Source organism: Psychrobacter sp. PP-21 (assembly GCF_033790785.1).
GTDB lineage: Bacteria > Pseudomonadota > Gammaproteobacteria > Pseudomonadales > Moraxellaceae > Psychrobacter.
Genome location: NZ_JAMYEB010000135.1, coordinates 1 through 221, shown reverse-complemented (window position 1 = coordinate 221; position 221 = coordinate 1). Strand labels below are relative to the sequence as shown.

Below are 221 nucleotides of genomic sequence, written 5' to 3'. Positions count from 1 at the left end.
CTGATTACTAACACCACGATTTATCCAGTTGTAATAGCTTGATGGCTTGACATCTAATACGTGACACATACAGGTGATGCTAAATATCTTCTGATTATCCTTGATAAAGACGTACTTCATCAACTGTGTTTCGCGAAGTACGCCGTGGCCTTTTTTAGAATATCTCGCTCTTCCTGAGCAACTTTTAGATCACGTTTAAGACGTTTATTCTCTTCTAGTAT

General features: G+C 38.0%; 1 pseudogene. It reads right to left on the bottom strand.

Annotated features, from left to right (window positions below):
- A pseudogene (locus tag NJD71_RS13900) lies at positions 1–221 on the bottom strand (IS3-like element ISPar1 family transposase); the annotation flags it as partial.